The 12,399-nt window shown below is 64.8% G+C and carries 8 protein-coding genes and 1 pseudogene; 4 read left to right on the top strand and 5 right to left on the bottom strand.

Going from position 1 to position 12,399, the window contains the following annotated elements:
* The 3 genes from AC1RWL_RS08920 to AC1RWL_RS08910 are packed head-to-tail and all read left to right on the top strand — an operon-like array spanning position 1 to position 2,862.
* A complete protein-coding gene (locus tag AC1RWL_RS08920) occupies positions 1-903 on the top strand; it encodes an ABC transporter permease (protein WP_493094327.1) in 903 nt (300 codons plus the stop codon).
* 10 nt (positions 904-913) lie between these two features.
* Positions 914-1,744: an ABC transporter permease gene (locus tag AC1RWL_RS08915; protein WP_493094326.1), complete on the top strand. Its 831-nt coding sequence runs from the start codon at positions 914-916 to the stop codon at positions 1,742-1,744.
* Positions 1,745-1,746: 2 nt separating this feature from the next.
* Positions 1,747-2,862: a DmpA family aminopeptidase gene (locus tag AC1RWL_RS08910; protein WP_493094325.1), complete on the top strand. Its 1,116-nt coding sequence runs from the start codon at positions 1,747-1,749 to the stop codon at positions 2,860-2,862.
* Between the two features lie 18 nt (positions 2,863-2,880).
* On the opposite strand, the gene AC1RWL_RS08905 is transcribed toward AC1RWL_RS08910, so the two are convergent.
* Together AC1RWL_RS08905 and AC1RWL_RS08900 are read right to left on the bottom strand one after the other, a co-directional pair.
* Positions 2,881-3,246: a hypothetical protein gene (locus AC1RWL_RS08905; RefSeq protein WP_493094324.1), complete on the bottom strand. Its 366-nt coding sequence runs from the start codon at positions 3,244-3,246 to the stop codon at positions 2,881-2,883.
* A 66-nt stretch (positions 3,247-3,312) separates the two neighbouring features.
* Positions 3,313-4,725: pseudogene (locus AC1RWL_RS08900) on the bottom strand (NAD(P)-dependent oxidoreductase); the annotation flags it as partial.
* 185 nt (positions 4,726-4,910) lie between these two features.
* Between AC1RWL_RS08900 and AC1RWL_RS08895 the strand changes: the two are divergent.
* Positions 4,911-6,911 carry a CocE/NonD family hydrolase gene (locus AC1RWL_RS08895; RefSeq protein ID WP_493094322.1) on the top strand — a complete coding sequence of 667 codons (2,001 nt, stop codon included), beginning with the start codon at positions 4,911-4,913 and terminating at the stop codon, positions 6,909-6,911.
* A 5-nt stretch (positions 6,912-6,916) separates the two neighbouring features.
* Here AC1RWL_RS08895 and AC1RWL_RS08890 read toward each other — a convergent pair whose 3' ends face one another.
* From AC1RWL_RS08890 to AC1RWL_RS08880, 3 genes are read right to left on the bottom strand one after another with little or no spacing between them, the layout of a single operon-like run.
* Entirely contained in the window at positions 6,917-10,186 is a 3,270-nt protein-coding gene (locus AC1RWL_RS08890) for an error-prone DNA polymerase (protein WP_493094321.1), read from the bottom strand.
* Positions 10,183-11,706: a DUF6504 family protein gene (locus tag AC1RWL_RS08885; protein WP_493094320.1), complete on the bottom strand. Its 1,524-nt coding sequence runs from the start codon at positions 11,704-11,706 to the stop codon at positions 10,183-10,185. Before AC1RWL_RS08885 ends, AC1RWL_RS08890 begins: the two co-directional genes overlap by 4 nt.
* Complete coding sequence (locus tag AC1RWL_RS08880; RefSeq protein WP_493094319.1) at positions 11,621-12,382, bottom strand: ImuA family protein; 762 nt, start codon at positions 12,380-12,382, stop codon at positions 11,621-11,623. Before AC1RWL_RS08880 ends, AC1RWL_RS08885 begins: the two co-directional genes overlap by 86 nt.
* Between the last annotated feature and the right edge of the window lie 17 nt (positions 12,383-12,399).

Genomic DNA, 12,399 nt, shown 5'->3' with positions numbered 1-12,399 from the left:
ATGTCGTCGATCGCCTTTCGTCGCCGCGCCCAGCTCGGCCTGCTTCTTGGCCCGGTCTCGCTGTTCCTTGCCGTCTTCTTCCTCGGCCCGCTCGCCATCATGATCGTGACGAGCTTTCTGGCGCCCGGCCTTTATGGCGGGGTGGAATGGACCTGGTATCCGCACAATTACGGCCGCATCCTCGGTTTCGCCGACCCGATGTTCGAGGATTTCGATCCCGTCTATATCGCGATCTTTTTGCGCTCACTGAAGATCGCCGCGCTCACCGTCGTCGCCACGCTCGTCGTCTGTTACCCGGCCGCCTTCTGCATCAGCCGGCTTTCCGAGCGCTGGAAGAACTTTTGCCTGTTCCTCATTACCCTGCCCTTCTTCACCAGCCTGATCGTGCGGCTATTCATCTGGGTGCTGATTCTGCGCCAGACCGGCCTCGTCAATGCGTTGCTGCTCAACACCGGCGTCATCGCCCGGCCGCTGGAGCTGATCTATACGGATGGCGCGATCATCCTCGGCATGGTCTATATCTTCATCCCCTTCATGTTCATGCCGGTCTATGCCAGCGTCGAAAAGCTCGACTGGACGCTGGTGCGCGCCTCGCTGGATCTCGGCGCCGGGCCGATCCGCACCTTCCTGCGCATCATCCTGCCGCTGACGGCGCCCGGCATTGCCGGCGGGGCGGTGATCGTCTTCATTCCGGCGCTCGGCAATTTCGTCGTGCCGGCCATTCTCGGCGGCGCCAAGGTGATGATGCTCGGCAATCTCATCGAGCAGCAGTTCCTCGCCGCGCGCAACTGGCCCTTCGGCTCGGCGCTCGCCATGATGGTGATGTGCGTGATGCTGGTGCTGCTCTTCGCCTATGTCATCGTTTCCGGCCGTCGCGGCATCGATGCCGCGACCGGGCGTTGAGGAGGCGACCATGAAGATCATCGCCTCCCTCGCCCGCGGCAGCCTCATCGGCTACACCGCACTTTTCTTCGCCTTCATCTACATCCCGCTGGTGCTGATCGCGGTCTATTCGTTCAATTCCAACCCGGTCAACATGATGACCTGGACCGGCTTCACCACCGAATGGTACGCCCAGGTCCTCGGCTTCAAGACGGCGGTTTCGGAAAGCGCGCTCTATATTGAATCGACCGACCAGCTCGTGCAGGCCGTCTGGAACAGCCTGATGATCGCCGCCTCCACCACGACCATCGCCACCGTGCTCGGCACGGCGATCGCCATCGCGCTCTACCGCTTCGATTTCTTCGGACGGCGCTTCTACCGCGTCGTCATGTTCATGCCGATGCTGATGCCGGATATCGTGCTCGGCATCGCGCTCCTGATCTTCTTCGTCAATGCCGGCGTCAACCTCGGCCTCACGACGATCGTCATCGGCCAGTGCACCTTCCTGATCTCCTACGTCTTCATCGTCGTCTCCGCCCGGCTGGCCGGCATGGACCGCACGCTGGAACATGCCTCCGCCGATCTCGGCGCGAACGAATGGACGACGTTTCGCAGGGTGGTGTTCCCGCAGCTCCTGCCCGGCATCGTCGGCGGGGCGTTGCTCGCCTTCATCATCTCGATGGACGACCTGGTCATCACCTATTTCATCGCCGGCGTCGACGTGACGACGCTGCCGATGTTCATCTTCGCCATGCTTCGGCGCGGCATCAAGCCGGAGATCAACGCCATCGCCGTGATGATGCTGACCTTCTCCTTCGTCGTCGCCTCGCTCGGCCTCTACCTTCGCTCCCGGCAGAAATGACCATGACCCAGACAAAACCCCGCGCCCGTGATCTCGGCCTGCCCTTTACCGGCCGCACCGGCCCCCTCAACGCCATTACGGATGTTGAGGGCATCGCCGTCGGCTTCCGCACCATTGTCGAGGAGACCCCGCGCCCCGGCCGCAAGCTCCCGGTGCGCACCGGCGTCACCGCCATCCTGCCGCATGCCGACAGCGAAACGCCGGTCCCCGTCTATGCCGGCGTGCACCGCTTCAACGGCAATGGCGAGATGACCGGCACGCACTGGATCGAGGACGGCGGCACCTTCTTGGGGCCGGTGATGATCACCAACACCCACGGCGTCGGCATCGCCCATCACGCGACCACCCGCTGGATGCTGGAGCGCTACGCCTCGACCTACGAGGTGGGCGATTTCCTCTGGCTGATGCCCGTCATTGCCGAAACCTATGACGGCGTACTCAGCGACATCAACGGCATGCCAGTGACGGAAGCGGACGTGCGTGCGGCGCTTGATGATTTGTCCCGCGGCCCCGTTTCGGAGGGCAATTGCGGCGGCGGCACAGGCATGATTACCTACGGCTTCAAGGGCGGCACGGGCACCGCGTCCCGCATCGTCACCGTCGGTGATCGGGATTACACGATCGGCACGCTGGTGCAGGCGAACCACGGCCAGCGCGACTGGTTGACGATCTGCGGCGTCCCCGTCGGTAAACACCTGCAGGACAACACGCCGCAAAGCCAGCTCAAGGAGCGCGGCTCCATCATCGTCGTCATCGCCACGGACCTACCCATGGCGCCGCACCAGTTGAAGCGCCTCGCCCGCCGCGCCGCGATCGGCATCGGCCGCAACGGCACGCCCGGCGGCAACAATTCCGGCGATATCTTCCTCGCCTTCTCGACCGCCAATCCACAGCAAATGGCACACAAGGCACCGGCGATGCTCAACCTCGACATGATCAACGACGAGCATCTCGACCTGGTCTATCTGGCGGCGGTGGAGAGTGTGGAAGAGGCGGTGGTCAACGCGATGCTGGCGGCGGAAGACAGCGGCGGCACGCCGCATGATCGTTTCCGCATCGACGCAATCAAGCATGACCAGCTCATCGCCGTCATGCGCCAAAACGGCCGGAACCTTTAGGCACCGGCCGCATCGCTATCAGTTGGCCGTCCCGTCCGGCGTAACGCTCTGGCTGTCACCGCCGGTGCCGGATTGTGAGATCGGGTCGCGTTCCGTCGGAACCGTCTCGCCACCCCCGGGAACGGTATTGTCGATCGTATCCTGCGTCGTCGTGCCGTTCGAGGTGGAGGATGTCTGTTCGGTGTCGACCGTCGGATCGACCCGCTCACCCCAGATCTCGACGCCGCCCCACACGAGGACGGCAAGCGCAAGGCTGATGCCGAGCACCTTCAGCATCGGCTTGCCGAGGCGGCCCTGGCGGGCTTCCTGCGCCGCATAGTTCTTGCGGGCGGGATCGTGGGTGCGGGTCAGCGGATCGCCGCGTTCGTCTTGCTGATGGGTCATGGCAGCACTCCCTGATTTTCGTGTCAGGGAAGGAACTTGCGGTGAAGACGAAAGTTCCCGCCGCCTCTATGCCTCCGCAGGGCCATCCAGCCCCAGCGCTTCAAGGAGCAGGCGCTGGCGCAGCAGCAGATGGGTCAGCGCGATCACGTCGCCCTTTGCCGGTTGGTGCGTCATGCCCTCGTCCACTGCCTCCACGATCGCCTCCAGCGTATCGGCGATTTCGCGCGATACGCCGTGCAGCTCGGCGAAACGCCGATCGGCGACGGCGGCTGCCAGCGTCAAGGTATTCACGCGCCCGATGCCGCGCGGCACCTTCGCGCCGGCATCGACATAGCCATCCGGCAAGCCGCCCTTGAGATTGCTGATCCGGCGGTAACGGATGGCATCGATGATCTGGTCGACCGCCTGGCAGGCGCCTGCGACACGGGAGGGATGGTCCGTATCGGCAGCCGCATGCGGCAGAAGTTCGAGTTTGCCGGGGTGGCGGCCGGCCAGCGTAAGATAGGGCAGCATCGGCCCGCTGAGCGCCCCGCTTTCCGCATCCTTGAAGAGATCGGCGTCGATCGCCGCATGGCGCACCTGCCCCGCCGCCAGCGCGCGGTCGAGCGCTCCGGCATCTACGACCTCGCCGCGATCGTAGTTGACGACCACCGCCCCGCGGTTCATCGCCGACAGCACGGCCTCGCTGACGATCCCGGCATTGGCATAGGCGCGCGTCACCGCATCGAGCCGGCCAAGGCCGACATGGACGGAGAGCACATCCGCCCCCTGCGCCGCCGCGGCCGGTGTCTCCGCGTGCTCGAAACCTTCCGCCTCGATCCATTGCCGATGTTTCGCCCGCGCATGCACGACGACATGCATGCCAAACGCGCGCGCGAGTTTGGCGACCTCGCGGCCGATATTGCCATAGCCGAGCACCGCCATCCGGCGGCCTTCCAGCTTGCCTGTTGGATAGGATTTGAGGTCGCGGCCGGTATCGAAATCACCGGCGACGACCCGTTGATGCAAGAGGTCGACCGGCAGGTCCGGCGTGACCTTGAGCACCGCTTTCATCACCATCTGCGCCGTTGCGCGGCTGTTGATGCCGGGCGTGTTCATCAGCGGTGCGACGCCGCCCTCGCCATCGCCGCCGCCCCAGGAGGCAGAGCCCATATTGCCGGTGCCGGCACCGATGCGCACGCCGCCGAGCGGGAACAGGGCCTGCATCGGAATGAAGGTCGCCGCGGCGATCAGCGCGTCATATTGGCCATGGGCGGTCTGCGCGAGGATGTCGTCCTTGGTGCTCAGGTCCGGCTGGTAGAAGAAATGGATGCCGGGCGGCAGGGCCCCGCCCGCATAGGGGCCATCATGGAACGTGCCGCCCTGCGCCTCGATATGGGCCTGCACTTCGCCGTGATCCGGCCGGCCGTTCGCATCGAAGCGAAGGCCGATCAGGTCGGCGACCAGGATTCGATAGGCGCGCTCGGGGTCGTCCAGCCGCGTCCGGTCTCCAAAAGCCGCGTGTCGATCCTGCATGGCGCCCCTCCCTGCTTGTCCCCCATTTTTCGTAGGCGAGTTTTCCCGGGTCGGCAAGCGCCAAGACAAAAGCGACATGCAAGGTCAAAACAACCATATTGCCCGCCCCGCGTGCCCCCGCCATAAAGAGGCGCACGAGAGGATTTCCCATGACAGACCGCGCCTTCACCGTCATCGAAAACCAGTGGATCACGCTTGCCGACGGCACGAGGCTCGCCGCTCGCATCTGGATGCCGGAGGGTGCGGAACAACATCCCGTGCCTGCCGTCTTCGAATTCCTGCCTTACAGGAAGCGCGATGGAACGAGCCCGCGCGATGAATCGACCTACCCGGTCTTCGCCGCCGCCGGCATTGCGGGCGTGCGGGTCGATATCCGCGGCTCGGGCGAATCCGACGGCGTCATCGATGGCGAATACACGCCGCTGGAATTGGCGAATGCCTGCGAACTCATCGCCTGGATCGCCGCGCAGCACTGGTCGAACGGCGCGGTCGGCATGATGGGCATCTCCTGGGGTGGCTTCAACTGCCTGCAAGTCGCGGCACTCAAGCCCCCGGCACTGAAGGCCGTCATTTCCATCGCCTCCACCGTCGACCGCTATAACGACGACATCCATTACAAGAACGGCACGCACCTTTCCGCCCAGCTCTCCTGGGCCGCCACCATGCTCGCCTACCAGTCGCGTTCGCCCGATCCGGAACTCGTCGGCGATCGCTGGAAGGCCATGTGGCTGGAGCGGCTGGAAAACGAGCCTTTCTTCCTGGAGGAATGGCTGCAACACCAGCGCCGCGATGCCTTCTGGAAACACGGCTCGATCGCAGAGGATTTTGCCGGCTTCCCCGTGCCCGCCCTCGTCATCGCCGGCTGGGCGGATGGCTATCGCAGCACGCCGCTGAAGGCCGTCGAAGGTCTTGGCGACAAGGCGAAGGCGCTCGTCGGCCCATGGGTGCACAAATATCCGCATTTCGCCTGGCCGAAGCCCCGCATGGATTTCCACGCCGAGGCGATCGCCTGGTGGAACCGCTGGCTGCGCGGCGAGGAGAACGGCGCGGAAAACACTCCGCAGGTGCGCGCCTATATCCAGGACGCCGCCCGCCCGTCGCTCCGCCGCGAAAACGACCCCGGTTTCTGGATCGCCAAGGATAGCTGGCAGACGCCGGACATGGCGACCTTCTACGTGGAGCAATACGGCACGCTTGCGCCCGGCATGCCGATTGCCGGCGCCGTCGGCCATGACCGCTTTCTGAAATCGCCGCTCGACACCGGTATCATGGCCGGCGAGTGGTTCACGCTGAAGCCGGATGCGGAAATGGCGCTCGACCAGCGTCTCGACGATGCCGGTTCGCTCGTCATCGAGACACCGCCGCTTGCGGAGCCCCAGGATTTCCTCGGCCAGCCGGTGCTGGAGCTCGACATCGCGACGGAGGCCGACATCGCCAATCTCTGCGCCCGCCTCGTCGATGTGCATCCGGACGGCACGGCGACGCGCGTCACCTTCGGCGTCGTGAACCTCGCGCATCGCGGCGGCAATGCCGCACCGGAGGCCATGCCACGCGGCGAAAAAACCCGCATCCGCCTCGTGCTCGATGCGATGGGCTATCGTTTCCGCGCCGGCCATCGCATCCGCCTGTCGCTCTCGACCGCCTACTGGCCGATGGTGCTGCCGCCGCCGACGGATGCCGGCGTCACGATCGACCTCGCCTCGCTTGGCCTTGCCCTGCCAAAGCTCGGCCCGCATCAAGTCATCACGCTTCCCGAGCCGGAAAATCCTGATCCGTTGCCGAAATATACCGAGCGTGCGCCCGGCGAAACGGCGCGCGGCGTGGAGCGCGACCTGACGAATGGCCTCACCGAATATTCGATCTACGAGGACACCGGCCTCTATGAGCATCCCGGCACGGGGCTTGCCACGCGGCAGGTGCGCGATGAACTCTGGTCGATCGCCGAAAACGATCCGCTCTCGATGACCGGCACGGCGGTCTGGACCTGTGACATGCAGCGCCCCGGCTGGTTCGTGCGAACGGTCTCGACCGCGACCATCGCCTGCACCGCGACGGACTGGCTGATCTCGGCAAGCGTGCGCGCCTTCGAGGGCGAGGCACAGGTTTTCGAGAAGACCTTCGAAAAGGCGATCCCGCGCGACTTCATGTGAACCGGTCAGTGAAAATCGCGGGATTTGACGCGGATTTCATCGATATGGCCGTAGCCGTCGACGAGATTTCGCGGTTTTACAAGTTTTGGCGCGCCACGCGGATCGTGTGGCGGGCTGCCGTGGTGGAATTCGTCGCCGCGTCCGTGCGGCAGCGGAAACGGCCCGTCGCGATGGCCGACGCTGGCGAGCATGCCGGAAAGGTCCGTCAGGTGCTGCGCGACGACATGCACCACCTCCCCTTCGCGCTGGATATAGCCCTTCACGCCGAGCATGGAGGCGCCCATCACGATCTTGCGATAAGCGATAAAAACCTTTCTCCAGACGACGAGGTTGGCAATGCCCGTCTCGTCTTCGAGCGTCACGAAGATGACGCCCTTGGCTGAACCCGGCCGTTGGCGCACGAGGATCACGCCGGCCGTCTCGACCCGGGTCCGGTCGCGCAGGTTCGTCGCGACATGGCAGGAGAGGATTTTCTGCCGTTGCAGATCTTCCCGCAGGAAGCTGACGGGATGGGCCCGCAGCGTCAGCCCGACATGACCATAGTCCTCGACGACCTCGTTGCCCGCCGTCATGGGACGAAGCGCAACGGCCGGCTCGTCCAGTTCCGCGATCACCGCCGCCTCCCGTTCAGCCGCCGCGACGAAGAGTGGAAGCGGTTCGTCGCGCAACGCACGGATGGCCCAGAGTGCCTCGCGCCGGGCTAGCCTCAGCGACGGCCGAAAGGCATCCGCCTCAGCCAGTTCGACCAACGTCGCCACCGGCAATTCGGCGCGCCGCCAAAGATCGTCTACCGAGACGAACGGCTCTTGCGATCGCTCGCCGAAGAAGCGGTCCAGCTTCTTGTCGTTCAACCCCTTGATCAACCTGAGGCCAAGCCGCACCGCAAAGCGGTCCTTGTCCTCCGTCGGCTCCAGCGTGCAATCCCATCGGCTCTCATTGACGCAGACCGGTCGCACTTCCACCCCGTGCTCCTGCGCATCGCGCACGATCTGCGCCGGCGCGTAGAAGCCCATGGGTTGCGAGTTGAGCAGCGCTGCGCAGAAAATGTCCGGGTGATGGCACTTCATCCACGCGGAGGCGTAGGCGATGATGGCGAAGCTGTAGGCGTGGCTTTCCGGAAAACCGTAGGAGCCAAAGCCTTCAAGCTGGCGGCACATGCGTTCGGCGAATTCCAGCGGATATTTATTCTTCGTCATGCCAGCGATCAGTTCCTGCCGAAACTTATCAACGCCACCGGTCTGTTTGAAAGTCGCCATTGCGCGACGCAACTGATCGGCACGGCCGGGCGAAAAGCCCGCGCCGACGATGGCGACTTGCATAGCCTGCTCTTGAAACAGCGGTACGCCGAGGGTCTTTTCGAGTACCTTTCTGAAGGCATCGTCCGGGTATTCAACCTTTTCCAACTTTTGCCGTCGCCGGAGATAAGGATGTACCATGTCACCTTGGATGGGACCGGGCCGTACAATCGCAACTTGAATTACAATGTCATAAAAGGTTTCTGGCTTTAGTCGCGGCAGCATCGACATCTGCGCACGACTTTCGATCTGGAAAGTGCCGAGCGTGTCCGCCTTAGAAATCATCGTATAGGTTTCCGCATCTTCTTGCGGAATGTTGGCGAGGGTATAGTGCTTTCGCTTATGTTCCTTCAGAAAGTCGAAAGCGCGCCGCATGCAAGTCAGCATACCGAGCGCCAGCACGTCGACTTTCATGAACTTTAGATATTCGATGTCGTCCTTGTCCCATTCGACAACCTGTCGGTCGTCCATGCTTGCCGGCTCGATCGGCACGAGGTCGTCCAGCCGGTCGCGAGTCAGCACAAACCCGCCGGGGTGTTGGGAAAGGTGACGAGGCATTCCGATGAGCTGTCGGGAAAGCTCCAGCAATAAGCGGAGACGCCGATCATCTATGTTCAAGCCGATCCCTTCGGCTTGTGATTTCGGTATATCGTTTGACCAGCCCCATGTCTGAGAGGACAGCGCTTTCAGTACGTCCTCCGGCATGCCCAATGCTCGTCCGACATCGCGCATCGCCGCACGGGAGCGGTATCGGATGACGGTCGCACAGAGGGCGGCGCGTTCCCGGGTATAGGCTTTATAAATCCACTGTATGACCTCTTCTCGACGCTCGTGTTCGAAGTCGACGTCGATATCGGGGGGCTCTCCCCGCTGCTCCGAAACGAAGCGTTCGAAAAGAAGCCCATTGCCCAATGGGTTCACGGCTGTGATCCCCAACACGTAGCAAACGGCACTGTTCGCTGCAGATCCCCTGCCTTGGCAAAGGATCGGTATCGGCAACGAGCGGGCATGACGGACAATGGCATTTACGGTTAGAAAATAAGGAGCGTACTCCATCTTCGCGATAAGGCGCAGTTCATGAAGGATTTTTTCCTTTACCTCTTCGGGTAGCCCTTCCGGATATTTTTCAACCGCTCCCTCCCACGTATATTTCTCCAACGCCTCTTGCGGTGTGAGATGGGCATATTCTTTCTCGTCGGGGTACTGATACTGCAACTCGTCCAGCGAGAAGGCGCACTTCTTGACGATCTCCAACGTCCGCTGAAGTGCCTCCGGGTAGCGGGGGAAGAGCCGGTGCATTTCTTCCGGGGGTTTCAGGTAGCGGTCGGCGTGGCGTTCGCGGAGGAAGCCGGCATTGTCGATGACGACGTTGTGGCGGATGCAGGTGACGATGTCCTGCAACATGCGCCGGCCGGGCTCGTGGTAAAGCACGTCATTGGTGACAACGGTGGGGACGCGGTGTTGCGTGGCGAGATTGGAGAGGTCGAAGAGCCGCAACTGGTCGTTCGGGCGGCGGCGGAGGGTCAGGGCCATGTAGCAGCGGTTGCCAAAAGCTTCGCGCAGGCGGCGGAGGTGGAAGGTGGTGGTCTCGTCGGCTTCGTCGGGTATCAGCACGGCGAGCAGGCCTTCGTTCCAGTCGACGACATCCGACCAGTCGAGATGACATTTTCCCTTGCCGGCCTTCTTCTTGCCGATGGTGAGCATGCGGCAGAGGCGGCCATAGGCGTCGCGGTCGGTCGGGTAGACGATGAGCGACATGCCGTCGACGAGGTCCAGCCTGCAACCGACGACGAGGCGCACGCCCGTCTCCTTTGCCGCCCGGTGCGCCTGCACGATGCCGGCGAGACTGTTGCGGTCGACGACAGCGAGGGCGTCGATACCGAGCGCCCGGGCGGTCAGGAAGAGTTCGTCGCTGCTGCTGGCCCCTCTCAGGAACGAGAAGTGCGACGTGACCTGGAGCTCTGCGTAGCGCGGCTTCATGCGAAAATTCCGTGCAGGAACCAGCGGCCGAGGCCGGCTGTCACCTGCTGTTCATCGCCCGAGCGGAAGAGCCAGAAGCGTTCGCCGGCGGCGTCCTCGACCTGGAAATAGTCGCGCACGGCGGCAAGTTCGGCGTCGCGTTTCCACCATTCGCCGAAGATGCGTTCGGGACCGTCGGCGCGTTTCACCAGCCGGCGCTTTCCGCGCCAGGTGAAGGAGGCGGGCGGGTGGTCGGGCAGGAGCGCCATGACTTCGATCGGCTCGGGCCGGGCCAGCAGGCGCGCCGGGCGCGGCCAGCGGTTCTGCCAGGTCGTGCCGACATCGGGTGAGAGCGGCGGAATGCGGCGGAAGGAGCGTTCCGGCACGTCGCTTTCGACGGGGGCGATGCGGTAGAGGCGGGCGGCCCCGATGCGGTTGGCGATCACGTCGACGAGACCGGCAATGTCGGCCTGCTCCTCCTCGATCAGCGAGGAGACCGCCTGTTGCAGGACGAGCGGTTCGGCAAGCGTGGCGGTCAGGTCCATGATCTCGATGCCGAAACCCGGATCGATCGTCTCGATGCGGTCCGAGAGGAGTCGGGTGAGACGCTCTTCATCGCGAACGGCGCGTGCCGTGCCGACGCGGATCGCCTGGAGCGAACTGTCGACGCGGTGGAAGAGGAGATCGAGCCGGCGGGCGCCGAGGCCGCGTTTTTCCAGCGCCTGGCAGAGATCGTGCACGAGGCCCTTCGTGTAGCGCGCGATGGTTTCGGGCGCGCCAATCGGCTCGCCGAACACTTTGCGGACCGTCACGACATCGGGATCGCGCAGCGGATCGACGGGCTCCGAAATCGTGCCTTGGATCTGATCGAGCCGGCGGCCAAGGAGCGGGCCGAAGCGCAGCACCAGCGGCGCGCGCGGCACGGCCAGCACATCGCCGATAGTGGCGAAGCCGAGCACGCGCAGGCCTGTCACGGTTTCCGGCGGTATCCGGAGCCCCAGGATCGGCAGCGGCGCCACGGTTTCGCCCACCGTGCCCGGCGCAATGACGCGCACGGGATCGGCAAGGAAACGGGCGGCGGCATGCGCGGCACCCCAGCTATCCGCCACCGCCGCGCGCGCAAAAATGCCGGAGGCCGCGAGGCGGTTGACGAGACCGGTCAGCATGCGCTCCTCGCCGCCATGCAGATGGTCGGCGCCGGTCGTGTCGATGACCAGGCCATCCGGCGGATCGGGCGCGACGATGGGCGCATAGTGCTGCAAGGCCCAGAGCGACAGGCGCTCCAGTGCCGCCGCATCCGCCGCGGGATCGGCCGGCATGGTCACGACCTCGGGCACCAGCGCATGGGCCTTGGTGAGCGGCATGCCGACGCGCAGGCCCGCCTGTTCGGCAGGCTTGCTCACGGCGGTCAGGATGCGGCGCGAGCCCTCCCGGCCGACGAGCACGAGCCGCTTGTCAGGCGGAGGTGCCGAGGCGCCAAGCGCCCGCCTCAGACGATCGATCGGCCAGCCGGGAAGAAAAAGCGATACGACCCTCGGCATCGGGTGCCTCCACGTCAAAGTCTGCCGCCTCGCCGGCCCGGCAGCGCACGAGTTGCAAAAGCCACTGCGCCCGGCCGATGCCGGGCACGGGAAGGGCGACGGACGGCCGGACGGCAACCCGCCAGCGCGTCACGGCGGCAGAGGGCTGCCCAAAGGCACTCTCCTCCGACCGGTGCTTGAAACGGCGCAGCGCAATGCCGAGCGTGCCGCCCGCCTCTGCCGCCAGTTGCAGGCGTCGCGAGGCGGTCAGAGACAGCCGCGCCACCTCCGCCACCACCGCACCCAGCCCGCCATGGCGCAGGCCCTCCTCGAAACAGAGGAGCAGGCTTTTTTCATCGCCCGCCTCCACATAAATCACGCGGCCGGGGGCGAGCCCCGCCTGGGCGAGCGCCGGCGCGAAGAGATCGGGCCGCGTCAGGACCCAGAGCACCTGCCCTTTCGTGCGCGCCGCGATGCCGGCGGCAAAGAGCATGGCGGCCGCGCCCTCGACCGCATCGTTCCCGCCGCCGCAGACTTCGTGCAGGCTGGCGAGCGCCAGCCCGCCGCCGGGCAACCGGTCGTCTATGTCAGGCACGCCGAAGGGCAGCACCGCCCGGTCGCGCGCGGCACGGCCATCGAACTGCCGGATGCGGTCGCGCAGATCGGCGACAACGGCATGGGCGGCGGAGGCGGACATCGGCGTTGCGGCTCCCG

This window comes from Shinella sp. GW821-FHT10F02 (genome assembly GCF_058809275.1).
Note: the sequence above shows the minus strand (reverse complement) of the source record. Positions and strands in the feature narration are given on the sequence as shown.

Bases quoted from the DNA above. Each gene is read 5' to 3' on its own strand.
- AC1RWL_RS08920 (WP_493094327.1), top strand. From the start codon at position 1: ATGTCGTCGATCGCCTTTCGTCGCCGCGCCCAGCTCGGCCTGCTTCTT.
- AC1RWL_RS08915 (WP_493094326.1), top strand. From the start codon at position 914: ATGAAGATCATCGCCTCCCTCGCCCGCGGCAGCCTCATCGGCTACACC.
- AC1RWL_RS08910 (WP_493094325.1), top strand. From the start codon at position 1,747: ATGACCCAGACAAAACCCCGCGCCCGTGATCTCGGCCTGCCCTTTACC.
- AC1RWL_RS08905 (WP_493094324.1), bottom strand. From the start codon at position 3,246: ATGACCCATCAGCAAGACGAACGCGGCGATCCGCTGACCCGCACCCAC.
- AC1RWL_RS08895 (WP_493094322.1), top strand. From the start codon at position 4,911: ATGACAGACCGCGCCTTCACCGTCATCGAAAACCAGTGGATCACGCTT.
- AC1RWL_RS08890 (WP_493094321.1), bottom strand. From the start codon at position 10,186: ATGAAGCCGCGCTACGCAGAGCTCCAGGTCACGTCGCACTTCTCGTTC.
- AC1RWL_RS08885 (WP_493094320.1), bottom strand. From the start codon at position 11,706: ATGCCGAGGGTCGTATCGCTTTTTCTTCCCGGCTGGCCGATCGATCGT.
- AC1RWL_RS08880 (WP_493094319.1), bottom strand. From the start codon at position 12,382: ATGTCCGCCTCCGCCGCCCATGCCGTTGTCGCCGATCTGCGCGACCGC.